Genomic DNA, 24,925 nt, shown 5'->3' on the forward strand with positions numbered 1-24,925 from the left:
GTCGGGTGGGGCGGGATCGGCCCCGGGGTTCGTGTTCTCCGTCTCCGGTGCCCAGACGGTGGAGCCGTCCTGTACCGGGAGCGTCCTTCAACTAAGATGGGTTCAACGAAACCGGTTGTACCTGTTTGACTGGTGTACCACTCAGCTTGTTGGTACAAGCTAAGTTGTTGGTCTTGTACCCCCCAGAGGGCGGACTTATGCGGGCAGAAAGCAGATACCGACAGATCGCCCGAGTGCTGCGACGGGAGATCCAGGAGCGAAGCCTGCCCCTGGGCGGGCAACTCCCCTCGGAGAAGCAGCTGGAGGACCGGTTCGAGGCCTCCCGCAACACGATCCGCCTGGCGCTGGGCATGCTGCGCAACCAGGGGCTCATCGTCAGCAGGCCCGGACGCGGGCACTTCGTGCAGGACGTGGTCCCCGAGACCTTCTACGCGACCCGTACCAAGGGCGGCCCCGACGGGCTCAACGAGTCCAACATGAGCGGCCTGACCCTGGAGGAGCTCCAGCTCCTCGGCGCCACACCCGACATCGCCAGCCGTCTGCGCGTCCCTGAGGGCGAGATGACGGTGGTTCGGCGCATGCACCGCTTCTCCGGGGAGCGCTCCGGCTCGATCAGCTCCGCCTATTACCCGATGGACCTCGTCCAGTCCACCCCGCTCATGGTGCCCGAGGACGTGGAGAGCGCCTTGGCCGTGCTCCTGGAACACGGCCACCGCCAGGTCGGGTACGTGGACGAGCTGGAGACCCGGATGCCCACGCCCCAGGAGGCCTCCCAGCTCGAACTCCCCCCGGGAGTTCCGGTGCTGAACGTCAACCGGACCGACTACTCGCAGGACCGCCCCATCCGACTGGTGCACACCGTGCACGCGGGACACAGCATCCGCTACCAGTTCGAGCACGGCGACCTCACGGCCTACCACCGGGACTGACCAGACCATGAGCACGACGAAGAAGACCGTGGTCGCCGACTACCTGCGGGACGCGCTGGCCAGAGGCGCCTACCGGCCGGGAGAACGGCTTCCGGGCGAGGAGGAGCTCGCCGAGGAGCTCGACGTCTCCCGTGCCACCGCGCGTCTGGGCATGCGCATCCTCCAGGACGAGGGCCGGATCGCCATCCAGGTCGGGCGGGGCGCGTTCGTCGCGAACCACCAGCCGATCACCCACCTGGCGGAACCGGTCACCGCGGACGGCGATCCCGGCAGCCTCGAGTCGGGCTACAGCTCCCGCCTGAGGCAGGCCGGCCACGGCGACGTCGACGAGAGGGTCAGGGTCAGCCTGGACACCATGCGCCCGCGTGTGGCCAAACGGTTGATCAACGGCCCCGAACAGCAGAGCCCGAACGCCGGGCTCGTCGTGATCCGCGCCTCCGAACACCTCGTCGACGGCGGCCTGTGGCAGACCCAGATCACCTACTTCCCCTTCAGCATCGCCAACAACACGGCGCTCATGACCCCGGAGCACCTGGCGGGCGGCATCGCCGGGGCCCTGCGCGCGCTCGGCTTCCACGAGGAGTGGAACCGGGACCTCGTGGGCGCGCGCATGCCCTCCCAGGAGGAGGCCGACGCGTTCGGACTGGGCCCCGGCACCCCCCTGCTCGTCCAGGAACGGGTGTCCTACCAGGGACAGCGCCCGTTGCGCTTCACCGAGACGTTCATGCCGGCCAACCGCCACCAGCTCCTCTACACGGGCGGCGACGCCCCCGAGAACCTGCCGGTGGTGGACACTGACCTGAGCATCTTCGAGCACTGACCGTCCGGGGCCCGGTGCGAACGCGCGACCGGCTCAGTGCCGCCGCAGGTAGCGGTCGACGACCAGCGGTCCCAGCGTCCCGCCGTCGGCGTGCAGCACGCGCACGCCCCGGCGGCGTTCGAGGAGCTCCCGGAAGGCGCGCAGCCCGGGTTCCTCGGAGAGCAGGAAGAACGTGGCCTCGGCGCCCTCACCCAGGACGGAGTCGAGTTCGGCCGCGGTGAGCTCCACCGTGCGCGGTGTCGGCGGCCAGGAGAACCGCGCGTCGCCGTCCTCGCCCAGGTGCGCGGTGGGCTCGCCGTCGGTGACGACCAGCACCACCGGCCGCAACCCCCGGTGGCGGCGCAGATACCGCCGCGCCAGGTGCAGGGCGTGCTGGAGGTTGGTGCCCGGTGTCCGCCGCCAGTCGTGCCCGACCAGGTCGGCGGGGGTCATCGTGCGGGCCCGGTCTCCGAAGCCGATCAGCAGGACCCGGTCCTCGGGGTACCGGGTGCGCACCAGGGTGTGCAGGGCCAACGCGGTGCGCACCGCGGCCTCGTGCAGGTCGCGGGTCACCATCGAGTGGGACAGGTCCACGAGCAGGCACACGGCGGCGGCCCCCGCGGGTTCGGTCTCCGCGTACCGGACGTCCTCGGGGCGCAGCGCGTCCGCGCCCCCGGAGCCATGGCCGTCCCCAGGGATCCCGCCCTGCGCCGCCCGTCGCACGATCGCCTCGCGCAGAGTCTCAACGGGGTCCAGGGCCCGGTCGAGGCCGTCGTGGGGTACCGCGGCGCCGGTGGGCTCCCCGCCGGCGCCCTCACCGCCCCGGTGCCCTCCGGGTGCGGCCCGCCGCGCCGACTCGATCTCCGCCAGCGCGGCCTCGCCAAGTCTGCGCAGTTCACGCGGGGACAGCTCGTGGTCCACAGCGTCCAGGCGCTCCAGGGGACCGCGTGCGGCGGCTCCGAGGAGCCCACGGAGCAACCCGGCGTCCACCCCGTCCGCCGCGGCCCGGTCGCCGTCCGCGTAACGGCTCAGGGCGTCCTCGGCTCCGGCCAGGGCCTCCAGTGCCTCCTCCGGGAGCGTATCGCCTGAGCGTGCCCCGGTGACCAGGGTCAACAGCTCGGCGGCCGCCCGCACCGCCTCCTCGGGAGGGAGATCGGGTTCGGCCAGCGGGTCGGGGCCGCCCGTGTACGCCCGGTACCGGAATCGCATCAGAAGCGGTAGACACCCCCGTCGGGGGCCGTGTCCTTGGACAGCCGGCGCTCCAGGTACAGGCCTTCCAGGGCGAACTCCACCACCGCGGCGGCCAGCCCCGGGGTGGGCGGGCCGTCCGACGCCTCCGGCGCCGCCCGTTCGATCAGCCCGGCCAGTCCGGGCACCGTACCGACCCTGCGCAGGAGTTCGGCCGCGCCGACCAGGTCTCCGCTCTCCACGGTGGCGCCGCCGGCGAACCGGTCGCTGAGTGGTTCCAGGTCGGCCCCGCCCAGGCGGGCCCGGAAGGTCTCCGCGACCGCCCGGCGCAGCAGGGTTTCCAGGATCGACGCCTCACGCCCCTCGGCCCCCGTCTCGAACTCGACCTTGCCCAGGAGGGGCTCGGCCACCCCGGAAAGGTCGCAGACCCGGGCCACCGGCACCTCTTCGCCGATCAGCGCGGCCCGGCGCAGCGCCGAGGCGGCCACGGTCTCGGCCGCGGCCACGCAGAAGCGCACGGACACGCCCGAGCGCTGGTCCACCCGGTTGGAGGAGCGGACGAGCCGGGTGAAGCGGGCGACCGCCTCCACCAGGTGCGAGGGGACGGTCGTACCGGCGGGCAGGTGCGCCTCCTGCCGGACCAGGGAGAGCTCGTCTTCGAGGTCGGGCGGGTAGTGGGTGCGCACCTGGGCGCCGAAACGGTCCTTGAGCGGGGTGACGATACGGCCCCTGCTCGTGTAGTCCTCGGGGTTGGCGCTGGCCACGAGCAGCAGGTCCAGGGGCAGGCGCAGGGTGTACCCGCGCACCTGGAGGTCGCGTTCGGCCAACACGTTGAACAGGGCCACCTGGGCGCGGGCGGGCAGGTCGGGCAGTTCGTTCACGCAGAACACGCCGCGGTTGGCGCGGGGCAGCAGGCCGAAGTGCACCGTCTCGGGGTCGCCGAGCGAACGCCCCTCGGCGAGCCTGGCCGGGTCCACGTCGCCGATCAGCTCCGAGGTGCCGGTGTCGGGGGTGGCCAGCTTCTCGCCGTAGCGCTCGTCGCGGTGCCGCCAGACCACCGGGAGGTCGTCCCCCTCGGTCGCGCTGCGGCGCACACAGGAAGGGCAGATCGGAGCGTAGGGGTGGTCGTTGACCGGGCATCCGGCGACGGCGGGCGACCACTCGTCGAGCAGCCCGGCGATCGTGCGGATCAGCCGGGTCTTGCCCTGGCCGCGCTCGCCCAGCAGGACGACGTCGTGTCCGGCCAACAGAGCCCGTTCCAGCTGGGGCAGCACGGTGTCGTCGAAGCCGTGCACACCGGGGAACCGGGGTCGGCCCGAGGCCATGCGGGCCAGGAGGTTCTCCCGGATCTCGGCGGCCGTGGAGCGGTGGACGTGGCCGGACTCGCGCAGCGCGGCGCGTGTGCGCGGGAGCCCGCTCGGCGGGGAGACGGCGTGGGTCACAGGCAGGAGTCTAGAGGTGGGGGCGTTTGAGGGGCCAGCTGGAGGAAAGCCCCTGTTTGGAGTTCGGATGGAAGAATGGGACGGCAAGGTTCCCAGGCCCGGCCCCGGTGGCCGGTGAAGGCGGGGGTGGCAGCTGGTGGTTAGGTTCGGCGATGCTCTGACGACGGGGGCCGACCTCGTGAACGCGGCCGAACGTGCCGTCCTGCAGGCCCTGGAGCAGATGGACGGCCCCGCCGACCTGGTCTGCTTCTTCGTCAGCGGTGCGGACCCGGAGGAGGTCACACTCGCCGGTAAACGGGTCATGGAGCTGGCCGGGGACGCGGTCACGCTGGGGTGCAGCGCCACCGGTGTGATCGGCGGCGGTCGCGGGGTGCAGGACCAGGGCGCGGTGAGCGTGTGGAGCGCACGCCTGCCCGGGGTCGAGTTGACCCCGTTCCAGTTGGACACCGTCATCGAGGCCGACCAGCTGGCGGTCGTGGGCATGCGCGAGCCGACCCCGCGGGACCAGGCGGGGATCCTGCTCGCCAACCCCTACGAGTTCCCCACCCAGGCGTTCGTCCGGGAGACCACCGCGGCCCTGGACGGCCTGCCGCTGGTCGGCGGGATGGCCGACGGTATGCGCGGCGAGGACTCGGTACGGCTGTTCTGTGACGGTGACGTGGCGCCGAACGGAGCCATCGGCGTGCTGATCGGCGGGGACGGGGTGCTCGGCACGGTGGTCAGTCAGGGCTGCCGCCCGGTCGGCCCGAGCATGACCGTCACCAAGGCCGAGGGCAACCTGGTGCTGGAGCTGGCCGGGGCCAACGCCTACGAGAAACTGGAGAGCCTGGTGGAGGAGCTCCCCGAGGAGGACCGCGAACTGGCCGAGCGCGGGCTGCACATCGGCATCGCGATGGACGAGTACGCCGACCACCACGAGCAGGGCGACTTCCTCATCCGTACGCTCAGCGGCGCCGACCCCGACCTGGGGGCGCTCACCATCGACGACATGGTGGAGGTCGGGCAGACGGTCCGCTTCCAGGTCCGTGACGCCGGTACCGCCGACGAGGACCTGGCCCGCAAACTGTCCGAGTTCGGCGCCGAGCACGCCGTGGGCGCGGGACTGCTCTTCTCCTGCAACGGCCGGGGCGCGACGCTGTTCGCTCAGGCGGACCACGACGTCCTGGCGGTCCGGAGGATCCTCGGGGTGGGGCCGGTGACGGGGTTCTTCGGGGTGGGGGAGATCGGCCCGGTCTCCGGGGTGAACCATGTGCACGGCTTCACCGCCTGCCTGCTGGCCTTCGCCCCCTGAGCATCCGCTGCTCCGGGTCGGCCAAACCCCGGTGATCTTGCTACCAGGGGCAACTTCGGCGCCGAAATCGCCCCTGGTAGCAAGATCACCGCGGAAGAGAGGGTCGAAAACGGTCGCGAACGTCCCCGAGTCGGACTTTTACCGTCGGATCGCCAACACTCGCCACAAGCTCCTTGAGTGTGCCCACACCAGGGTTATTACTAAGAGTGACGGATATTGTCACTTTGTGTGTTTGGTGAGAGAAGGAACGATGGCCGACAACCGGCGCACGACCACGTCCCTCGCGGCACTGGGGGCGTTCGCACTGCTGGCCCCGCTGGCAACACCCACGGCGGCCCTGGCCGACTCCTCCTGGCTGGAACAGGACCTGGCCTCGACCGACCGGGTCGGCCTGGCCCTGGACTCCGGCGCGCTGCGCCTGGAAACCGCCGGGGCCTCCGCCCTGGGTGCATCGCCGCGCCTGGACCCCGCCGCACGCCGCACCGGCCTGGCGGTCTTCCCCGAACAGGCGCTGGAGGAGCCCACCGACACCCTCGACGTGGACGTGCGCACCACCGGGGACGCGGAGGAGGTGCTCACCGAAGCCCGAGGTGTGCGCGCCGACGGGATGTGGACCGAGTGGTCTCCCACGACTCCCGGCGGCGGCCGGGTAACCCTGACGGAGGCGGTCATCGAGGTCCAGTTGCGGATCGGGGTCGAATCGGCGCCCGGGGAGACGGAGGTCGCAGTCACCGACGTGCGGGTCCGTCCGGTCGAGGGTTCGCCGTCCGTCGGTGACTCGGACGGCGGTGGTTCGCAGGAGACGGATGAGACGGAGGAGGGCGCGGAGGGTTCGCAGGGCCCCGCGGCTGGCGACGACGTACCGCAACCCTTCTCCGCGCGGCTCTTCGCCACCCGGATCGGACTGGTCGGCAACACCACCGCGAACGGGCACACGGTCCGCCCCGACGACCACTTCGCCGCCCTGCCCTCCCGCCGGGGGCTCGCCAACCGGGGCGGCGGCGAGTACACCGTCCGGGTGTGCAGCACCGGTGAACTGGGCCCCGAGGCGGTCGGCGACACCGATAACCACGAACCGCGTTGCGCCTACCTGCCCGTGTGGGACGTGGGCCCCTGGAACATCACCGACGACCACTGGAACGACGACCGTGAGTCCTGGCGCGACCTGGACCGCGGCAGGCCCCAGGCCCAGGCCGCCTACACCGAGAACCACAACAGCGGCCTGGACGGGTTCGGGCGCCGGGTGCGCAACCCCGCGGGCATCGACCTCGCCGACGGCGCCTTCAACGAGGGCCTCCAACTGCCCACCAACGGCTGGGTACAGGTCGACTACCTGTGGACCGCCGAGTACCGGGCCCGCGCTGAGATGGTCACGGCCACCCAGGTGGACCCGGTGATCGTCCGGGACGGACCGGGAACGGCCCACGACACCGTGGGGCTCGCCGCCCACAAGGCCAACGTGGACGTGGCCTGCCGGACCACCGGGGACGAGGCCACGGGCCCCTCCGGTACCACCGACGTGTGGTACCGCATCGGTGCGGGGCACTACGTTCCGGCAGCCTTCGCCGACGGAGGGGAGGACGCCCCCGAGTGCGTGGGGGACGCGGAGGCCGCGAAGGCCGCCGAGGGGGCGCGGGCCGGGCAGGGGTAGGACCGCCCCGGAGTCCGCTAGGGGCGGGTGCGGATCACCAGGGTGCCCGCCACCCGGTCGTGCAGGGCGCGCCCGCGTGTGTCACCCAGCATGGCCATGGACTCCGCGGTCGAGAACAGGTGGCCCACACAGGGCAGGGACTGCGGCAGACAGAAGAAGGCGGAGCGGCCCACCGCCTGGCCCTGGCTGAGCCTGCCCCCGCCCGAGGCGCTCACCACCTTGATGCCCACCATCATCTTGCCGAGGGTGCGGCCCCAGGTGACCAGGTAGAGCCAGTCGTAGAAGAACAGCAGCACGCCCCAGCCGAAGACGAACAGGTACGCCCAGAGCTCACCCTCGGCGTCGGTGGTCTCCGTGTTCCCGGTCAGCAGCACGGTCACGACGGCCATGACGAAGAAGAACGCCGCCGCCGTGACGAAGGCGAGGACGTAGTCGATCAGCCGGGCGAGAAGCCTGACGCCGAAACCGGCCGTCGGGGGGCCGGGCCACGGGCCGCCGGGAGCCCCCGGGCCGGGGGGAACGGGCGCGGGAATCGGTGGCCCACCGTAGGACCATCCCCCGGCGTGCGGGGGCTGACCTCCCTGGTGGGGGTGGTGGGGGTTCCAGTGGGGCGAGGACATGCGGCCGCCAGTTCCTGGGGGGACGAGGTCGTGGAGAGCGGGGACAAGAGCAGGTTACCCAGGGCACACGGTCGCCGGGTACCGCGCATACGACAGGGGCGGCCGCAGCCGCCCCTGTCGTGCTTCGGTCCCGGCCCGCCGAACGGCCGTGCAGCGGTGGGTCACATACCGCTGTAGGGAACCGCCTCTATGATCTCGACACCGAGGCTCTTGCCGTTGGGCAGGTTGTAGCTGACGGTCTCACCCACGCGCTTGCCGTTGATGGCGGAGCCGAGCGGGGACTTGGGGGAGTACACGTCGATGGGGGAGCCGCTCTCCTCACGTGAGGCGAGCAGGAAGGTGACCTCCTCGTCGTCGCCGTCGAACCTGACGGTGATGGTCATGCCGGGGCCGACCACGCCTTCGGTGCGGGGCGCTTCGCCGACCCGCGCGGTGCGCAGGATCTCGGTGAGCTGGAGGATGCGGGCCTCCATCTTGCCCTGTTCCTCCTTGGCGGCGTGGTAGCCGCCGTTCTCCTTCAGGTCACCCTCTTCCCGGGCGGCCTCGATCTTCTCCGCGATCTCGATACGCCCACTCCCCGACAGGTGGTCCAGCTCTCCCTTGAGCCGGTCGTACGCCTCCTGGGTGAGCCAGGTGACGTTGTCATCGCGGGTCTGGGTCACGGGAACTCCTTGTGTACTAGTAGCAAAGGCCACCAGGCGGCCAGAGCTGAACTTACGAGAATATCACCGTGCGCGACCGCGCATCGGTGCCCTTGTTCCCGGGGGTTCCGCTCCGGTTCCGGTACCGTCCAGGGGAGGGTTCGGTGGATCAGTCCTGCGAACCTTGTTCCCTGCACGAGGCCACTTCTACCGTGGAAGCCTGACGAACCGTTTCAACGGTCCTGTTGACCATGCGGTTCCCGCTCTCCACATCGACCTTCTCCTCGCCCACGAGGACCATCTGGTCGTCGAGCGCCTGCAGCAGGCACTCCGCCCCTTCCCTGCTGTTCACCTCGAAGGAGATCCGGGCCTCGCTCCCGGAGGGCGCGGACACCGAGATCACCTGGTGGTACACGCCACCGCCCAGCCCGCTGTAGCTCATCACCGAGTACCCCCAGCCGATGGTGACGGCCACCGCGAAGACGGTCGCGACGACGAAGAAGACGGGCCCGTTGCCGTGGCGCTTGCGTAGCGCTGGCGCGGTGTCGGCACTGTTCACGGCATCATCTTCCGGGGTCGCTGACATTGGGAATCTCCGAGCAAGGGGACGGTGTTGTCTAAGATATCCCCGACCTGACAGCCCCCCTACGCGGCCCGCACGTGAGTCGTCCGCGCCGCGCACCGGGGCGGCGGCGGACAGCCGCGTCCAGCGGCTGTCGACCGAGCCAAGGAGAAGCCTTCGTTGTCCGAGCGCCTGCGGCTTATGGCCGTTCATGCCCATCCCGATGACGAGTCCAGCAAGGGCGCGGCCACCATGGCGCGTTACGTCCAAGAGGGCGCGGAAGTGCTGGTCGTCACCATGACCGGTGGTGAACGCGGTGACATCCTCAACCCCGCGATGGAACGCCCCGAGATCCGCGAGAACATCGCCGAGGTCCGTCGCGAGGAGATGAGACGAGCCCGCGAGATCCTCGGTGTGGAACAGGAGTTCGCCGGTTTCGTCGACTCCGGACTCCCCGAGGGCGACCCGCTGCCCCCGCTGCCGGAGGGCTGCTTCGCGACCCTGCCGGTGGAGGAGGCCGCCGAACCCCTGGTGGCGGCGATCCGCCGGTTCCGCCCGCACGTCGTGCTCACCTACGACGAGAACGGCGGTTACCCCCACCCCGACCACATCATGACCCACAAGGTGTCGATGCACGCCTTCGACGCCGCCGCCGAGCCGGACGCCTACCCCGAGGCGGGGGACCCCTGGCAGCCCCTCAAGCTGTACTACTTCGTCTCCTTCCCGCCGGAGCGCTTCGAGGCACTCGCCGAGATCCTCGCCGAACGCGGTCTGGACAACCCCTTCGCGGAGTGGACCGAGCGGATCAGGAAGCGGGACCGGCCGCGCTGGGAGATCACCACCCGCGTGCACTGCAGTGAGCACTTCGACACCGCGCACGCGGCGCTCAGGGCCCACGCCACGCAGATCGACCCGGACGGCTTCTGGTTCGCCGTGCCCAACGAGGTCGTGGCCGAGGCGTGGCCGACCGAGGACTACCACCTCGTCCGCTCCCTGGTGGACACCGAGGTCCCGGAGAAGGACCTCTTCGCGGGTGTGCGCGAGGCAATGAGAGTATGAACGGCATGAACATCCTTCTCACGTCCGCCACGGTGCTCGCCGGGGACTTCGCGTTGGACAAGGACACCGTCACCCCCGGTGTGCTGGGCTTCCTCGCCATCTTCGCGATCGGTGTGTGTCTGTACTTCCTGATGAGGAGCCTCGTGGGCAAGCTGCGCGGCGTCTCGGCGCGCGCCGAGGAGTTCGGGCCCGCCGGGGCCGCGGACGGGGACGGACGGGAGACGGTCGCCGCAGCGGACACCGCGGCGACCCCGGAGCAGGACCCCTCCGCCAAGGGATAGACCGAGTCCGGCCGCCCCGGCATCCCCCGGGGCGGCCGCACGGTGCGGCGTGCGGCCGGCCGGCAGAGTGGGGGTATGTCCAACCGCCTGAGCGACGCGACCAGCCCGTACCTGTTGCAGCACGCCGAAAACCCTGTGGAGTGGTGGCCCTGGGGCGAGGAGGCCTTCGCGGAGGCCCGCCGCCGCGACGTGCCCCTCCTCGTCTCCGTCGGTTACGCCGCCTGCCACTGGTGCCACGTCATGGCCCACGAGTCCTTCGAGGACCCCGCCACCGCGAGCCTGATGAACTCCCTGTTCGTCAACGTCAAGGTCGACCGGGAGGAGCGTCCCGACGTCGACGCCGTGTACATGGAGGCGACCCAGGCCATGACCGGCCAGGGCGGCTGGCCCATGACCGTGTTCACCACCCCGGACGGTGCCCCGTTCTACTGCGGCACCTACTTCCCGCGCGACCACTTCCGGCGGCTGCTCGAAGGCGTCGCGAACGCCTGGCGGGACAAGCGTGCCGACCTGCTGGACCAGGGCAGGAGGGTGGTGGAGGCGCTCGGGGCTCCGCGCCGCCTGGCGTCCTCGCCCCCGCCCACCGCGGCCGACCTGGACCTCGCCGTGCAGGCGTTGATCCGTGACTACGACACCGCCAACGGCGGCTTCGGCGACGAGCCGAAGTTTCCGCCGTCGATGCTGCTGTCCTTCCTCACCGCGCAGCACGAACGTACCCTCCCGTTCCAGACCGCCGACGAGCCCACACCCGCCGCACTGATGGCGGGCGGCACCGCTGTGGCGATGGCCCGGGGCGGAATGTACGACCAGATCGGCGGCGGGTTCGCGCGCTACTCGGTGGACCGCGAGTGGGTGGTCCCGCACTTCGAGAAGATGCTCTACGACAACGCCCTGCTGCTGCGCGCCTACACCCGGATGGCCCGGCAACCGGCGGGCGGGGACCCGGAGGCCGCCGCGGGCAGGGAGCTGCTGCTGCGCGTCGTCCAGGAGACCGCGGACTGGATGCTGCGCGACCTGCGCACACCCGAGGGCGGTTTCGCCTCGGCGCTGGACGCCGACAGCGAGGGGGAGGAGGGCATCTACTACGTGTGGTCCCCCGCCCAACTGAACGAGGTTCTGGGGGAGGAGGACGGCGCCTGGGCCGCGGAGCTGTTCGGGGTGACCGAGGCGGGCACCTTCGAACGCGGCTCCTCGGTGCTTCAGCTCCGAGAGGACCCCGACGACCCCGAACGCTACGACCGTGTGCGCGCCGCCCTGCTCGCCGCCCGCGAGGGCCGGGTGCCGCCCGCCCGCGACGACAAGGTGGTCGCCGCCTGGAACGGTCTGGCGGTCGCTGCGCTGGCCGAGGCGGGCGCGCTGCTGGAGCGGCCCGAGTGGATCACCGCGGCCCGCGAGGCCGCCGACCTGGTCCTGGGCACCCACCTGCGGCACGGGCGCCTGGTACGCACCTCCAGGGACGGCCGCCCCGGCCCCAGCGACGGCGTCCTGGAGGATTACGCCGACCTCGCCGAAGGGCTGATCGCCCTGCACGGTGTGACCGGACAGGCCCGTTACGTGCGGGAGGCCGGAGGGCTGCTGGACACAGTCCTGGACCACTTCGGCGACGAGGAGGGCGGGTTCTACGACACCGCCGACGACGCGGAGAGGCTTTTCAGCCGCCCCCAGGACCCCACGGACAACGCCACCCCCTCCGGCCGGTTCGCCGCCGCCTCGGCACTGCTGTCGTACGCGGCACTGACCGGAAGCGAACGCCACCGCGCCGCCGCGGAGGGCGCCCTCGCGGTGGTGCCGCTGCTCGCGGAGAAGGCACCCCGCTTCGCCGGGTGGGGGCTGGCCGCGGGTGAGGCCCTGCTCACCGGTCCGCGTGCGGTCGCCGTGGTGGGGGAGCCGGGCGCACCGGAGACCGAGGAGCTGGTGCGTACGGTGCTGCGGTGGGCGCCTCTGGGGACCGTGCTGTCCCGGGGGGACGGCCGTGACAGCGGGGGAGTGCCCCTGTTGGAGGGGCGCGCACCGGTCGGGGGGCGGGCCACCGCCTACGTCTGCGAGGGGTTCGTCTGCAAGCTCCCCGTCACCACCCCGGAGGAGCTCAGGGCCCAGCTGACCGGGACCCCCTAACGCAATTCGACCTTCTCGATGATCTCGTCCACCACGTCCGGGCGGTACTCGGGCTGGCGGATCTCCAGGTACACGGTCCTGGGGGTGCCCGGAGGGTGCACGGCCACGGTGCTGTACGCCCCGTTGCCGTTGCACTCGGGCCACTCCCAGACCATGCCCTCCCAGCCGTCGCTGTGGAAGCCGCGTTCCTCCGGTGCACCCGCGCAGGGTTCGGTGTCGGCGACACCGCGCAGGTCCGGGGTGCCGGGCACCACCGTGGCGTACACCCCGTACGAGGGGACGTCGGTGGAGTGCCAGTCGTCGGCGTCGGTGGCGGCGAGCAGCCCCGGGCCCGCCCCGGCCGCGGCGAGGGCGGGGCGGGCCTCCTGGCCACTGTGGAATTCGCGGGCCCACGCCGCGGGGACGCCGACCCGCATCTCCTCCGTGGTGTTGCGGACCGAGGCCAGGGAGACCCCGGGTGCGCCGAAGGACGCGGTCACCACGGTGGCGAGAAGCCCGCAGGCCATGACGAGGGCGCCCGCCCGCTGCCAGGGCATCCGGTAGCGGTTCCACCAGGACGTGTTCTCTGGGGGGTTGGGCGCCATACGGATCGCCCTGACCCGGTCGGTGAACGTCTTGGCGTCGGCGGGGCGGCTCTCCCGGTCCACCGACAGCGCGGACAGGATCAGCTCGTCGAGCGCGGGCGGCAAACCTGGCCGGATCCGGCCAGGTGCGACGCGAACCGGCGGACGCGAGGGCGGGCGGCCGGTGATGAGTTCGTAGGCGACGGCCCCCAGCGAGTACACGTCGGAGCGGACGTCCAGGTCACCGCCGGGAATGCTCTGCTCGGGCGACATGTAGCCGGGCGTCCCGGCGGCCGCGGTGAAGCCGGAGGCCTCGTCGATGGACTTCGCGAAACCGAGGTCGGCGACCAGGACGCGCTGGCCGACAGGGGAGGACTGCAGCAGTACGTTCGACGGTTTGATGTCCCGGTGGATCGTGCCGTGCCCGTGCAGCACGGTGATGCCCTGGCCGATCTCCGTGAGCAGCCGGAGCGCCTCGTCCAGGGGCAGCTGGCCTCGGTGGACGAGGTCGGCGACGCTGCCCTGGTCGGCGTAGGTCATCACCATGTACGGGCGGCCGTCGGGCAGCACGTCGACGTCGTGGACCGCGACCAGCCAGGTGGAGTCGGTCTGGCGGAGGATCCGCGCCTCCTCCAGGAACCTGTGCTGGATGTCCATCTGGTGCGCCCAGTTCTCGGCGAGTACCTTGATGGCCACCGGGTAGTTCAGCAGATCGTCCTGCGCCAGCCAGACTGTGGCGAAGGAACCGGAACCCAGGCGCCGGATGACGCGGTAACGTCCGAAGGCCTCCGGTTGGCTCATTTCCGCCTCGGTCTGTTGGGGGTTAATACGCGTTCGTTGCCCACTAATACACCATCTGCGCCTTCACGTTGACTTCCGTGGATATGATCCCCTCTCCGGGTGGTGCCGTCCCCTTCGGGGCATGGAAACTGGAGGAGTCTTCGGGCCCGGTCGCGTCATGCGAATGGCGGAGCGGCGAAGGTGAGGATTCGTGAGGTCGGAGCCGAACGGGACCCGTGGGCGTCCAATTGACGTGTGACCCTCTCGGAGCGGGCGCGCACGCGTCCGTGTGGACGGACCGGACGTCTGTCGCAAGCCAGGAAGAGATGAGCCATGAGTAGTAGTGACCACTCGGACCACGAGGAGACCCCCGCACCCCGGCGCAGGGTGGCGAGCAACGTCGACGAGGAACTGGAGGAGCTCGCCCGACGGGCCAAACACGGTGACGCCGTGGCCCTGGACGATCTGCTCAGGCGTATCCAACCCGAGGTGCTGCGCCGTTGCGCGCGTTTCCTGCCCTACCGCCAGGACGCGGAGGAGGCGTGCCAGGATGCCCTCCTGCGCGTGGCCCGCAAGATCGACAGTTTCAAGGGCGACTCCCTGTTCACCACGTGGCTGTACACCGTGGTGTCCAACTCGGCCCGGCAGACCTACCGCTCCATGAAGCGCCGCTCCGCCGAGTTCCCCACCGAGGCCGAGCGGATGCCGCACCAGCGCGACCCGCGCACGACCAGCGTCATTGCCGGTTCGCGGATCGACCTGCTGGAGGCCCTCGACCAGCTGGAGAAGGACCGCCCCAACCTGGTGGCGCCGCTGGTGCTCCGGGACCTGTGCCAGATGGACTACAACGAGATCGCCTCGGAGCTCAACCTCGCGCTGGGGACCGTGAAGTCCCGTATCCACCAGGGCCGTAAGCACGTGCGGAAGTCGCTCGCCGTGACGTGACGTCCCCGGGCGAACTACTCTGGAGGCATCCCCGTCGGCACATCCGCCACAGGAGTGCGCCGTCTTCTGATCAAGCTCTGAGAGGTTCCGCCAATGGGGCTCCGTGACCCCCTGTACTGGCTGTACGAACGGCGGCTCGAACGCCGCCTGACCAGTCAGGAGATTCCCAGGCACGTCGGTGTGGCCATGGACGGCAACCGGCGCTGGGCCAAGAGCAGCGGCCTCCCGGGCGCCGAGCAAGGTCACCAGGCCGGCGCGAACAAGATCTTCGAGGTGCTCGGGTGGTGCAACGAGATCGGTGTGCAGGTCGTCACCCTGTGGATGCTCTCCACCGACAACCTCACCCGTGACGAGACCGAGCTCGGCCCGTTGGTGCGCATCATCGAGGAGACCATCGCCCGACTGCGCGAGGAGGGGTGGAACACCCGGCCCGTGGGGGCGCTCGACGTCCTGCCCGACTCGACCGCCCGTGCCCTGAAGGAGGCGGAGGAGGCCACATCCGGTAACCCGGGCCTGGTTGTCAACGTCGCCGTCGGGTATGGAGGTAGACGTGAGATCGCTGACGCGGTTCGGTCCCTCCTGCACGAGGAGGCGGCCAAGGGCACGGATATCCAGGAGTTGGCAGAGCGCCTGGACATCGAGGACATCGCTCGGCATCTCTACACGCGCGGACAACCCGATCCCGACCTGCTCATCCGAACCTCGGGCGAGCAGCGCCTCTCGGGTTTCATGCTGTGGCAGAGCGTGCACTCGGAGTTCTACTTCTGTGAGGTCTTCTGGCCTGCCTTCCGCAGGGTGGACTTCCTACGTGCACTGCGCTCCTACGGCGCGCGCAACCGGCGCTTCGGCTCCTGACCCCCGATCCGGTCCCCCCTCCCGCACCCGTTCCGCGGAGCGTGCCGTGTCTGTCGACGGCAGGTTCGTAACGCGGTGTTCATCGGGTGCTGGGTGCGGGCTCTGGCAAACGGGCTCCTGGGCGCGTAGCGTCGGAAACAGCGGGTGGTGTTCGTCCACCCGTTCGGGAGGCCCCGTCTCATTGAACTTCGGCGTCACAGCGGAACTTCAGCGAGGAGGGCCGGAGCCGGCCCTCGTGGGCCTGGTCCCGGTCCTCCATGATCCCGTGACAGCAGGGCACCCCCGTGGTGCCCAAGGGGAGAACGAGTGGCTAGTTCCTCGACCGATCGCCGTGACATCCAGCCCCCCAGCACCCCCCGAGCGGAGGTAGGAGAGGGCACGCGCGTCTACGTGCTCGACACCAGCGTCCTGCTCGCCGACCCGATGGCCATGGCCAGGTTCGCCGAGCACGAGGTCGTCATCCCCGTGGTGGTGATCACCGAGTTGGAGAGCAAGCGTCACCACCCGGAACTCGGGTACTTCGCGCGCGACGCACTGCGCCGACTGGACGACCTCAGGGTCTCCTACGGCCGTCTGGACGTCGCCGTTCCGGTGAACGAACAGGGCGGTACGTTGCGGGTGGAGCTCAACCACAGCGATCCGGCGATCCTTCCGGCGGGCTTCCGGCTCGGCGACAACGACACCCGGATCCTGACGGTGGCCCGCAACATCCAGGAGGAGCGCGCCGAGGAGGACTCCGTGGTCCTGGTGAGCAAGGATCTGCCGATGCGGATCAAGGCCTCCTCGATCGGCCTCCCCGCCGACGAGTACCGGGCCGAGCTCGCCATCGAGCACGGATGGACCGGGATGGCGGAACTGGACGTGCCCGCCCACAACATCGGCGAACTGTTCTCCGCCGGGGAGAGCGAGATCGAGGAGGCCAGGGACCTGCCCTGCCACACCGGTCTGGTGCTGGTCTCCGAACAGGGCAAGGCGCTGGGCCGGGTCCAGGCGGACAAGTCGGTGAAGGTGGTGCGCGGGGACCGGGACGTGTTCGGTCTGAAGGGGCGCAGCGCCGAACAACGGGTCGCCCTGGACCTGCTCACCGACCCCGATGTCGGCATCGTCTCCCTGGGCGGCCGCGCGGGCACCGGGAAGTCGGCGCTGGCGCTGTGCGCCGGACTGGAGGCCGTCCTGGAACGCGGTCAGCACCGCAAGGTGATGGTGTTCCGTCCCCTGTACGCGGTGGGCGGCCAGGAGCTCGGCTACCTGCCCGGCAGCGAGAACGACAAGATGACGCCCTGGGGCCAGGCCGTGTACGACACCCTGTCCGCGGTGACCAGCGAGGACGTCGTCGAGGAGATCATGGACCGCGGGATGCTGGAGGTCCTGCCGCTCACGCACATCCGGGGGCGTTCGCTGCACGACGCCTTCGTCATCGTCGACGAGGCCCAGTCCCTGGAACGCGGTGTGCTGTTGACCGTGCTGTCCCGGCTGGGTGAGAACTCGCGGGTGGTGCTCACCCACGACATCGCCCAGCGCGACAACCTGCGGGTGGGGCGCCACGACGGGGTCGTCGCGGTGATCGAGAAGCTCAAGGGCCACCCGCTGTTCTCCCACGTGACCCTGACCCGCTCCGAGCGCTCACCCATCGCCGCACTCGTCACGGAGATGCTGGAGAACTAAGCGCTGGGCGCCGGTTGCTGGGTGCTTGCCCTGACCCGTACACGTGCGCCCGCCCACACCCAGTGGGCGGGCGCACTGAGTTGTAGCCGGGGGTTGGGGAACCCCCCGCACCACAGGGGGTCTTCCGCACCCACGCAGTCCCCGCACCACAACGGGTTCCCCAAACCCCCAACCACAACCCACCCTCTACCGCATCTGGGACAGCAGTTTTCCGACCTGGCGCAGCCGGGCCAGGCTGGCTTCGTACCGGGCACCGATGTACAGCAGCATCAGGCCGATGACCGCGAACGGAAGCCAGTTGGGCATCAGCCGGGTCAGTTCCCACAGGGGCGGTCCGAAGGCGCGCAGCGATGTGGTGAGCAGGGTGAGGCCGCCGAGGACCAGGGCCGCCTGGCGGCGTTGGCGCAGCCCCCACAGGGTGACGGTCAGGCCGGTCGCGAGTACGGCCGGGAGCCGCCAGAGCGTGTCGTCGGAGATGAGTACCTGCCACACCGTGGGCCCGAGCAGGAGGGCCAGTCCGCCGCCGTGGGTCAGCCAACTGGACGGGGCCGGGTCGGCCTTGCGCGACCATTCCCAACCGATGACCAGGAAGGCGATCGCGGGCGGCACCGTGTACGCCTCGGGGATGCTGACGTCCCATGCGGCGAGCGCGGTCCACAGGGCGAGGAGCATCAGCAGGCCGCCGACCACCGCGAGCCATCGGCGGTCCGGCCTGACCGCGCTGGCCAGGCTCACCACGCCGACCGAGCCCAGGGCCACCGCCACCAGTTCCGGGCGGGCCGGGGAGAGGACCGTGAGCAGTAGGGCTGCGGCAGCCCACAGCGCGGCGGGAACCTCGGCGGCGGCCACGAGTGGACCGCGTAGACGAGGGGCGACCGCGGCGACGGCGGCGGCCACCACGATGGGGCCGAAGGCCGCGTACTCGACCGGGGCGTCCAGGGCCAGCAGCAAGGTGAGGGAGAAGGCGCCCGTGGCGGCCGTGGCGGCCGAGGTGGAGGCCGTCGCCACGAACCGGGTCCGGGCCGGGGCGGCGCTGACCGACATGATCACGGCGGCCGCCAGCAGAACCCCCACGGTGCTGTAGCGCTCCGAGAGCGCCCAGCTCAGTGCCAGCGCGAGGGTGTACAGCCCGGTCAGCCACGGCATCCATGAGGTCCGGTCCCCGCGGAGCAGTGCAGCCCCGGTCAACAGCAGGGCACCGACCGCGAGGTCCCACACCAGGGTGGCGAGGAAGGGTGCGCCCAGCGCCACCGGTAGCGCTATCAGGGTGAGCGGGGCGACCAGTGCCGCTGCCGGGAGCAGCAGCCTGCGGTCCAGGAGCAGGACCGTGCCCAGGGTCAGCGTTCCGGCGGTCAGGAGCCCGAGCGGGACGGTGAACATGCTCAGGGTGTCGGCGGGGGCGGGCAGTCCGACGAACACGTGCGCGGGCTCCAGGAGCGCGGAGAGCGGTGCTTCGTGGAGGGAATGGGTTCGTGAGAAGGCGGCGAGGGCGGGGAGGCCGTGGGGACCCACCACCAGTGGCACGGCGGCGAGCAGGAACAGTCCCGCCACGCTGAACGGGGCAGGTCCGCCCGACACGACTGGTTCCGGTGCCCTTCCCCCGCCGGGCCGGCCGAGCACCAGTGCGGTCGCACCGAGGAGGAGGGTGGCTGCGCCGAGCAACCACCACGGGATCTGGCCGGGGGCTCCGGCGGTCGCGGAGGCGACCAGTGCGGTGAACCCGAAGGCGAGGATCGCGCCCCACGCGATGGCCGTCAGTCCGTAGGTGAGCTGCGCCAGGAGGCGTTCCTCGGCGAGGGACACGGGTGGGGCCCCGTCGGCGGGGGAGAGGCGTCGGCGTGCCAGTGCGGAGAGCGCCACGACCGTCGCGGCCAGGAGCAGTGTGACCAGCGTGGTGTGCTGTTGGGGCAGGGACCAGGCCAGGGCGAGCAGCATCGTGGCCAGGCCGGTGACCCCGGGCAACCAGGCGTCGGGGTTGCGCAGCCTGGACGCCCACAGGAACAGTGCGGCGCCCACGAGCAGTGTCCACACGACCGCCGCGGCGAACGGCGCGCCCGCCAGTACCGGCAGCGGGACCAGGGTGAGCGGGCCGACCAGGGCGATGGTGGGGGCCAGCAGTCTGCGGTCCAGGAGCAGCACCGCGCCCAGGGACAGGACCCCTGCGATCAGCAGCCCGGCGGCGGCCGCCAGGGCGGTCAGGGTGTCGGCTGGGACCGGGAGTCCGACGAAGGTGCGTGCGGGTTCCAGCATTGCGGAGGCCGGTGCCTCGAAGACGCCTCGGGCTTGGGTGAGCGCCGGCACGGTGGGGAGGCCGCGCGGCCCCGCGACCAGCGGCACGGCGGCCAGCAGGAGTAGGGCCGCGATGCCGAACGGGCTCGGCGCCCCTTCCCCGCGGGTGCGGCCGAGTACCAGTGCGGTCGCACCGAGGAGAAGGGCGGTCGCGCTGAGCAGCCACGACGGGGCCTGGCCGGGGGCTCCGGCGGTCGCGGAGGCGACCAGTGCGGTGAACCCGAAGGCGAGGATCGCGCTCCAGGCGACGATGGTCAGCCCGTACACGATGGCGGCTGTGGAGACCGTGTCGGAGCGGGCCGGGGCGGCGGAGGCGTTGCGGTGGGCCAGTGCGGAGAACAGGACCACCGTCGCGGCCAGGAGCAGTGCGAGCAGCGTGGTGTGCTGTTGGGGCAGGGACCAGGCCAGGGCGAGCAGCATCGTGGCCAGGCCGGTGACCCCGGGCAACCAGGCGACGCCCGGCCGGAGGCGGGACGCCCACAGGAACAGTGCGGCGCCCACGAGCAGTGTCCACACGACCGCCGCGGCGAACGGCGCCCCCGCCAGTACCGGCAGCGGGACCAGTGCCGGCGGCACGGTCAGTGCCAGCGCGGCCGGGAGCCAACGGCGGTCGATCAACGCCACCAGGCCCGTCACCAGCGCGCCCACCAGTAGGACGCCGAGGGCCGAACCCACCGCGGAGAGGACTCCGGGTTGCCCGGGAAGGCCGAGCACGGTGTTCACCGGTCCCCACATCGCCTCGGCCGGCTCCGACCAGGAGGCGCGCGGGGAGAACAGTGTCAGGGCGGGTGAGCGTTCGGGCAGGGCCAGGAGCGGTGCCCCGGGGAGCAGGGCCAGGCCCGCGAGGGTGAACAGCGGGCGCGGGTCGGCGGCCCGGTCCTGTCCGGGGGAGGACACCGAGAGCGGGGACGGGGCCCGCACCCGGCTGAGTAGCAGCGCGGTCGTCCCGCACAGCAGCACGGCACCGGTCAGCAGCCACCACTGGGCCTGAACGGTGCCGTCCGCACCCCGATTCCCGAGCAGGTAGGCGGTACCGAGCAGCAGGGACAACCCCCAGAGCAGGACGCTTCCCATGTAGAGGGTCGCGGCGCGGCCGCCCGGTGCGGGGCTGCGCCCCGGCTCCGTGAACCGGCGCGCCCCGGCCGCGCAGACCAGCGCGGTGACGGCCGGCAACAGCAGGCAGGCCAGGGTCGTGTACCGCTCGGGCAGCGCCCAGACCAGGCCGGTCACCAGGGTCAGCGTCCCGGTGACCACCGGGACCGAGCCCGCCCACCTGCGCAGTACCGCCGAACCCAGGACCAGGCAGCCGCCGACCACCAGAGCCCACACGGCCGCCACGGCCTGCGGCAGGCCGAGGAGCAGGGGGAGGGCGAGGAGCGTGGTCGGTGCGGTCAGGGAGAGCGTGACGGACAGGGCGGAGCGGCGCAGCAACCGGACCGTGCCGAGGGCGAGTCCTGTGGCGACCAGGATCCCGGCCAGGTACACGAGGTTCAGCGGCGGCAGTGTGCTCGCTCGGTCCAGTTGGAGGAGTTCCACGGCGGGAGCGGCCATCGCGGCCGGTTCGAGGCTCCACGGCAGGACCGGCAGGCGGGGCAGCACCGGCAGGTGCGCGGGGCCGGCGACCAGCGGCACCAGTGCCAGGGCGCCCAGGCCGATGACGGCGTACACGGAGAGGGCACGGGGCGTGGCGGCCTGCCCCGGGCCGGTTCGTCCCGGGCCCCGCCAGCGGTCCAGCAGGAGACCGGTGGCCCCGGACAGCAGCAGGGTGGTGGCCAGTGACCACCAGCCCAGCGGATCGGAACCGGAGGAGGAGGTGCTGGCGAGCACGACCACACCGGTGACGGCCAGGGCCAGACCCCACAGGATGAGGGCCGACACGTGCAGGGTCCGGACCGGTACGCCCCGGCGGGGGGCGCCGAGCCGGCGGACGACCATCCCGTCGACGAGTGCGGTGGCGGCGAGCACGGCCAGCAGCCAGCCGGGGTTCCCGTCGGTGGGTAGCGCGATGACCAGCAGCACCGGAACCGGCTGGGCGAACAGGGCGGCCAGGATCCGGGGCGAGCGGAGCGGCACCAGGGCCGGGTAGAGCACCAGGAGCGCACTGATCACGGTGAGGGCCGCACCGGTGTACCCGGGGCCGTTGGTGAGTCGGTCGCTCAGCAGCCACAGGGCGAGTGCGTCCACGCAGAGCAGCCCGGCGGCCACGGAGCCGAAGGTCTCGGCGGTGGCGTGCAGCCCGCGCCGGTACAGCGGGCGGGCCAGGACGGCGAAGGCCAGGGTGGTCAGGCCGAGCACGGCGGCACGGGCGCCGGTGCCCATGTCGCTCCAGGTCCAGATGGCGAAGACCAGGGCGGCGATGCCGACGAGGAGACCGCCGAGGGCGAGGATGACGTTCTGGGCCGAGCGTCGGCTGACCTCCCCGCCCGGTGCCGGACCGGGCTCGGGCTGTCCGGGCCGGCCCTGGTGGGCGGCGGCGGTCCGGGACGCCCCGTCGTGCCCGGGCCCGGCGGGATCGGGCGGAGCTACGGCCCCGGCGGCGTTCGCGGGCGCGGCGTGCCGTTCCGGTGCGGGGTTCGGCGCGGGGGCCGGGGCCCGAGCCGGAGCGGGGGCGGGGTGCTCGGGGCCCTCGGAGCGGGAACGCGCCTCGGACTCCCGGCGCAGCTGGGCCAGCACGCCGGGGCGTTCCCGGGCCAGCACGCGCTCGCGCCCGCGCAGCGCCCGCAGTTCGGAGTCGATCCACCACAGGCGTTGCGCGGTCGGTCCGACCAGGGCCAGCCCGCAGTGCTGGCACCAGGGAGCGGAGCGGGTGAGCGCCACCTGGCAGTCCGGACAGTGTCGCGGTGCTCCCGGCGGGGGGTGTGGGAGTCCTTGGGCGTTCATGGTGCCCATGCTCCCCGCTGTCCGGACCCGGCGCATCGGTACGGATACTCAGATACTCCTATGCCCGGGCGCGGACCCGCGCCGGAGTGGGGCGAGTACTGCCGGGGCCATGGCCCTGCTCTCCCCGAACACTTGGGGCGGGGGTGACAAAGACCTGTTCGGCATTGACGCGCTATTTACCCTTAGTGTCGGAATGCAGGTCAGAGGCACGCGACATGCCTACATTCCGTGATGTGAGTCAGGGCATAGTAAAACTGGCGTTACTTTACCGTGACGATGGTGCAGGCTGAGTTCGCTGCACTGAGAACCGTTCCTGTGGACTGGTCGGGAGTGTTCCCGTTCAGCCTCGGGCCCCGAACGGCCTTGGGCGCACTGGTCCCGGCGTACTCGGCCCCGGGGCGGCGACACGCATCCCGTGCCTGGTCCGATCCCGGGAGGCCGGTGACCCGGTCATGGGGTGTGGCCACAAGTGCACGGGAGGCCCCGGGTCATCGCACTGGTGGCAAGGGGGTCCGTAACACCGACACCACACCGGGTGTTCCGGATCGCACACCCACGGTAACCGCATCGGCGTGACACCAGCAAAACCACTATCACGCCAGAAACCACTTATGCGCACGTATACACACCTGCGCATACTCAACCAAGAACAGTTCGCAACCCCCTCCCGTGTGGGAGCCCCGCTCCGCGGTCGGTCGAACAGCACCTCCGTCCCCTCCGCGGCACCTTGACGGGCCACACGGTCCGACGGCGGCCACCCACACCACGTGAACACCCCCGGGCGGGTCCGCGTGCGCCAACGTGAAAGGGCGATCTTGCTACTCAACCGGATCTCACTGCGCCAGATGAGTGCTGTCGGAGCCGCCGCACTGGTCGCGGGCGGCATGTTCACGGTCTCGGCCTTCGCGGAGACGGACGAACTCGACCCCCGGCAGGCCGCCTCCGTCGCAACGCTCCCGGAGCCGACGGAGGCACCGCAGGCATCGGAGGACGAGTTCTTCGCGAGCCCGCCCGCGGTCGACGACACCGAGCGCGAGAACCGGCGCGAGCAGAACCGGGACGGGGTGCTGGCCGCGGCCGAGGAGGCTGTGCAGTCCGCGAGCGGCAGCGGTTCGGAGATCGCTGAGCCCGAGCCCGAACCCGAGCCCGAGGAGGCCTCCGGCGAAACCGCCGGGGGTTCCTCCGACAGCGGTTCCGGTTCCTCGGGTGGCGGTGCCCCCGTCCCCGCGGGCTCCGCCAAGGAGATCGCCCTGCAGATGGTCCTCGACGAGGGTTGGGGCTCCGACCAGTTCGACGGCTGCCTCGAGCCCCTGTGGGAGAAGGAGAGCAACTGGAACCACACGGCCCAGAACCCGAGTTCCGGTGCCTATGGCATTCCGCAGTCGCTTCCCGGCAGCAAGATGGCCTCCCACGGTTCTGACTGGCAGACCAACCCGGCCACCCAGATCGCCTGGGGCATCGACTACATCAAGGGCCGCTACGGGGACCCGTGCGGCGCCTGGTCCCACTCCCAGGCGAACAACTGGTATTAATAGTTTTTTCCCTGCCAATAACCCCCCTTTTGGGAAAGGCGACCGTGCTACTCAACCGAATGTCGCTGCGCAGTACCGCGGCGGTCGGTGCGGCCACCCTGGTCGCCGGCGCGACGTTCGCCGTCTCCGCCTTCGCGGACGACGGTGTGGAACCGGACATGGCGGCCAGCGCCGCCGTGCCGCAGTCCGAGGAACCCGCGACCGACACCGACGAGACCGAAGGCGATGAGTTCTTCGCCGCATCGGAACCGCTGACCGAAGAGGAACTCCAGGACCTGCGCATGGACGCGCAGGCCCAGCGTGACGCTGCCAGTGGCGAAGGGGTGCGCAGCGCCCAGGCCACCGGGAGCGACATCGAGGAGGAAGAGGAGGAAGAGGAGGAGCCGGAGGAGACGCCCGAGTTCACGGGTGACGCCAAGGGCATCGCCCGTCAGATGGTGGCGGAACAGGGCTGGGGCTCCGACCAGTTCGACGGCTGCCTCGAGCCCCTGTGGGAGAAGGAGAGCAACTGGAACCACACGGCCCAGAACCCGAGTTCCGGTGCCTATGGCATTCCGCAGTCGCTTCCCGGCAGCAAGATGGCCTCCCACGGTTCTGACTGGCAGACCAACCCGGCCACCCAGATCGCCTGGGGCATCGACTACATCAAGGGCCGCTACGGCACCCCCTGCGAGGCCTGGGCCCACTCCCAGTCCGTGGGCTGGTACTAGGCGGTCGGCCCCTCCGGACCACGGGAGGCGGACCCGGGATCGGATTCCGATCTCGGGTCCGCCTCCCGTCTTTCCCGAACGGTTCACCGATGCCGGGGACACCGGGGGTCGAACCCGGACGCGCCCGG

19 protein-coding genes are annotated in these 24,925 nt (G+C 71.2%); 12 read left to right on the forward strand and 7 right to left on the reverse strand.

The window, feature by feature from the left end; genetic code table 11:
- The first annotated feature begins 197 nt into the window (after positions 1 to 197).
- A complete protein-coding gene (locus ACUKCB_RS25805) occupies positions 198 to 929 on the forward strand; it encodes a GntR family transcriptional regulator (RefSeq protein ID WP_473041142.1) in 732 nt (243 codons plus the stop codon).
- Positions 930 to 936: 7 nt separating this feature from the next.
- Positions 937 to 1,749, forward strand: coding sequence for a GntR family transcriptional regulator (locus ACUKCB_RS25810; RefSeq protein ID WP_473038133.1), 813 nt, complete (start codon positions 937 to 939; stop codon positions 1,747 to 1,749).
- A 33-nt stretch (positions 1,750 to 1,782) separates the two neighbouring features.
- Here ACUKCB_RS25810 and ACUKCB_RS25815 read toward each other — a convergent pair whose 3' ends face one another.
- Together ACUKCB_RS25815 and ACUKCB_RS25820 are read right to left on the reverse strand one after the other, a co-directional pair.
- On the reverse strand, positions 1,783 to 2,937 hold the full coding sequence (locus ACUKCB_RS25815) for a VWA domain-containing protein (RefSeq protein ID WP_473038134.1): 1,155 nt from the start codon (positions 2,935 to 2,937) through the stop codon (positions 1,783 to 1,785).
- Positions 2,937 to 4,358, reverse strand: a complete 1,422-nt coding sequence (locus ACUKCB_RS25820) for a sigma 54-interacting transcriptional regulator (protein ID WP_473038135.1) — start codon at positions 4,356 to 4,358, stop codon at positions 2,937 to 2,939. Before ACUKCB_RS25820 ends, ACUKCB_RS25815 begins: the two co-directional genes overlap by 1 nt.
- A gap of 136 nt (positions 4,359 to 4,494) precedes the next feature.
- On the opposite strand from ACUKCB_RS25820, the gene ACUKCB_RS25825 reads away from it, so the two are divergent.
- On the forward strand, positions 4,495 to 5,649 hold the full coding sequence (locus ACUKCB_RS25825) for an FIST signal transduction protein (protein WP_473038136.1): 1,155 nt from the start codon (positions 4,495 to 4,497) through the stop codon (positions 5,647 to 5,649).
- A gap of 250 nt (positions 5,650 to 5,899) precedes the next feature.
- Positions 5,900 to 7,300: a hypothetical protein gene (locus tag ACUKCB_RS25830; protein ID WP_473038137.1), complete on the forward strand. Its 1,401-nt coding sequence runs from the start codon at positions 5,900 to 5,902 to the stop codon at positions 7,298 to 7,300.
- Positions 7,301 to 7,317: 17 nt separating this feature from the next.
- Here the strand turns inward: ACUKCB_RS25830 and ACUKCB_RS25835 are convergent, their stop codons facing one another.
- The 3 genes from ACUKCB_RS25835 to ACUKCB_RS25845 all read right to left on the reverse strand — a co-directional run bounded on the left by ACUKCB_RS25835 (position 7,318) and on the right by ACUKCB_RS25845 (position 9,147).
- Entirely contained in the window at positions 7,318 to 7,920 is a 603-nt protein-coding gene (locus tag ACUKCB_RS25835) for an RDD family protein (RefSeq protein ID WP_473038138.1), read from the reverse strand.
- 161 nt (positions 7,921 to 8,081) lie between these two features.
- Positions 8,082 to 8,582, reverse strand: coding sequence for a transcription elongation factor GreA (gene greA / locus ACUKCB_RS25840; protein ID WP_191274028.1), 501 nt, complete (start codon positions 8,580 to 8,582; stop codon positions 8,082 to 8,084).
- A 148-nt stretch (positions 8,583 to 8,730) separates the two neighbouring features.
- Positions 8,731 to 9,147, reverse strand: a complete 417-nt coding sequence (locus ACUKCB_RS25845) for a DUF4307 domain-containing protein (RefSeq protein WP_452547190.1) — start codon at positions 9,145 to 9,147, stop codon at positions 8,731 to 8,733.
- 156 nt (positions 9,148 to 9,303) lie between these two features.
- On the opposite strand from ACUKCB_RS25845, the gene mca reads away from it, so the two are divergent.
- The 3 genes from mca to ACUKCB_RS25860 all read left to right on the forward strand — a co-directional run bounded on the left by mca (position 9,304) and on the right by ACUKCB_RS25860 (position 12,578).
- Positions 9,304 to 10,182: a mycothiol conjugate amidase Mca gene (mca, locus tag ACUKCB_RS25850; RefSeq protein ID WP_473038139.1), complete on the forward strand. Its 879-nt coding sequence runs from the start codon at positions 9,304 to 9,306 to the stop codon at positions 10,180 to 10,182.
- A 5-nt stretch (positions 10,183 to 10,187) separates the two neighbouring features.
- A complete protein-coding gene (locus ACUKCB_RS25855; protein ID WP_473038140.1) occupies positions 10,188 to 10,463 on the forward strand; it encodes a hypothetical protein in 276 nt (91 codons plus the stop codon).
- A gap of 75 nt (positions 10,464 to 10,538) precedes the next feature.
- A complete protein-coding gene (locus ACUKCB_RS25860) occupies positions 10,539 to 12,578 on the forward strand; it encodes a thioredoxin domain-containing protein (RefSeq protein ID WP_473038141.1) in 2,040 nt (679 codons plus the stop codon).
- Here ACUKCB_RS25860 and ACUKCB_RS25865 read toward each other — a convergent pair.
- A complete protein-coding gene (locus ACUKCB_RS25865) occupies positions 12,575 to 13,942 on the reverse strand; it encodes a serine/threonine-protein kinase (RefSeq protein ID WP_473038142.1) in 1,368 nt (455 codons plus the stop codon). The genes ACUKCB_RS25860 and ACUKCB_RS25865 overlap by 4 nt on opposite strands.
- 312 nt (positions 13,943 to 14,254) lie before the next feature.
- On the opposite strand from ACUKCB_RS25865, the gene ACUKCB_RS25870 reads away from it, so the two are divergent.
- The 3 genes from ACUKCB_RS25870 (at position 14,255) to ACUKCB_RS25880 (ending at position 17,386) form a co-directional block, all read left to right on the forward strand.
- The gene (locus tag ACUKCB_RS25870) at positions 14,255 to 14,866 is read left to right on the forward strand and encodes an RNA polymerase sigma factor (RefSeq protein WP_473038143.1); all 612 of its coding nucleotides are present in this window, start codon (positions 14,255 to 14,257) and stop codon (positions 14,864 to 14,866) included.
- Positions 14,867 to 14,959: 93 nt separating this feature from the next.
- Complete coding sequence (locus ACUKCB_RS25875) at positions 14,960 to 15,721, forward strand: isoprenyl transferase (protein WP_473038144.1); 762 nt, start codon at positions 14,960 to 14,962, stop codon at positions 15,719 to 15,721.
- 306 nt (positions 15,722 to 16,027) lie between these two features.
- Positions 16,028 to 17,386, forward strand: coding sequence for a PhoH family protein (locus ACUKCB_RS25880; RefSeq protein ID WP_473038145.1), 1,359 nt, complete (start codon positions 16,028 to 16,030; stop codon positions 17,384 to 17,386).
- 186 nt (positions 17,387 to 17,572) lie between these two features.
- Here the strand turns inward: ACUKCB_RS25880 and ACUKCB_RS25885 are convergent, their stop codons facing one another.
- Entirely contained in the window at positions 17,573 to 22,492 is a 4,920-nt protein-coding gene (locus ACUKCB_RS25885) for an SCO7613 C-terminal domain-containing membrane protein (RefSeq protein WP_473038146.1), read from the reverse strand.
- Between the two features lie 878 nt (positions 22,493 to 23,370).
- Between ACUKCB_RS25885 and ACUKCB_RS25890 the strand changes: the two genes are divergently transcribed.
- Entirely contained in the window at positions 23,371 to 24,087 is a 717-nt protein-coding gene (locus ACUKCB_RS25890; protein WP_473038147.1) for an aggregation-promoting factor C-terminal-like domain-containing protein, read from the forward strand.
- 44 nt (positions 24,088 to 24,131) lie between these two features.
- Positions 24,132 to 24,797: an aggregation-promoting factor C-terminal-like domain-containing protein gene (locus tag ACUKCB_RS25895; RefSeq protein WP_473038148.1), complete on the forward strand. Its 666-nt coding sequence runs from the start codon at positions 24,132 to 24,134 to the stop codon at positions 24,795 to 24,797.
- Positions 24,798 to 24,925 lie beyond the last annotated feature (128 nt).

This window comes from Nocardiopsis moroccensis (assembly GCF_055763695.1).

Bases quoted from the DNA above. Each gene is read 5' to 3' on its own strand.
- ACUKCB_RS25835 (WP_473038138.1), bottom strand. From the start codon at position 7,920: ATGTCCTCGCCCCACTGGAACCCCCACCACCCCCACCAGGGAGGTCAG.
- ACUKCB_RS25870 (WP_473038143.1), top strand. From the start codon at position 14,255: ATGAGTAGTAGTGACCACTCGGACCACGAGGAGACCCCCGCACCCCGG.
- ACUKCB_RS25805 (WP_473041142.1), top strand. From the start codon at position 198: ATGCGGGCAGAAAGCAGATACCGACAGATCGCCCGAGTGCTGCGACGG.
- ACUKCB_RS25860 (WP_473038141.1), top strand. From the start codon at position 10,539: ATGTCCAACCGCCTGAGCGACGCGACCAGCCCGTACCTGTTGCAGCAC.
- ACUKCB_RS25845 (WP_452547190.1), bottom strand. From the start codon at position 9,147: ATGTCAGCGACCCCGGAAGATGATGCCGTGAACAGTGCCGACACCGCG.
- ACUKCB_RS25855 (WP_473038140.1), top strand. From the start codon at position 10,188: ATGAACATCCTTCTCACGTCCGCCACGGTGCTCGCCGGGGACTTCGCG.
- ACUKCB_RS25815 (WP_473038134.1), bottom strand. From the start codon at position 2,937: ATGCGATTCCGGTACCGGGCGTACACGGGCGGCCCCGACCCGCTGGCC.
- ACUKCB_RS25865 (WP_473038142.1), bottom strand. From the start codon at position 13,942: ATGAGCCAACCGGAGGCCTTCGGACGTTACCGCGTCATCCGGCGCCTG.
- ACUKCB_RS25830 (WP_473038137.1), top strand. From the start codon at position 5,900: ATGGCCGACAACCGGCGCACGACCACGTCCCTCGCGGCACTGGGGGCG.
- ACUKCB_RS25810 (WP_473038133.1), top strand. From the start codon at position 937: ATGAGCACGACGAAGAAGACCGTGGTCGCCGACTACCTGCGGGACGCG.
- ACUKCB_RS25875 (WP_473038144.1), top strand. From the start codon at position 14,960: ATGGGGCTCCGTGACCCCCTGTACTGGCTGTACGAACGGCGGCTCGAA.